We start from the raw sequence: 218 nt of genomic DNA on the forward strand, positions 1-218 counted from the left end.
CCCCGGGGCTGTCGATCGGTACGGGCGGCTGCGGAGGTTCGGGGGGCAGCGGGTCGTCGGGCGGCTGTACGGGGTCGGGGGCGGCGTCGGGATCCGGTACGGCCCCGGGCAGAGACTCAGGGCCCGCCTCGGGGCCTGTCACCGCCTCGGGGCCGGGCGCGGCGTCAGGAACCGGTACGGCCCCGGACACGGCTTCCGGATCGGACACGCCCTCGGCA

Annotated in this window: 1 pseudogene; it reads right to left on the reverse strand. The window is 78.0% G+C overall.

What is annotated here, in order from left to right:
* Positions 1-208 (reverse strand): annotated as a pseudogene (locus GT042_RS39045) (transcriptional regulator); the annotation flags it as partial.
* Between the last annotated feature and the right edge of the window lie 10 nt (positions 209-218).

This window comes from Streptomyces sp. SID3212, from assembly GCF_009865405.1.
Lineage (GTDB): Bacteria > Actinomycetota > Actinomycetes > Streptomycetales > Streptomycetaceae > Streptomyces.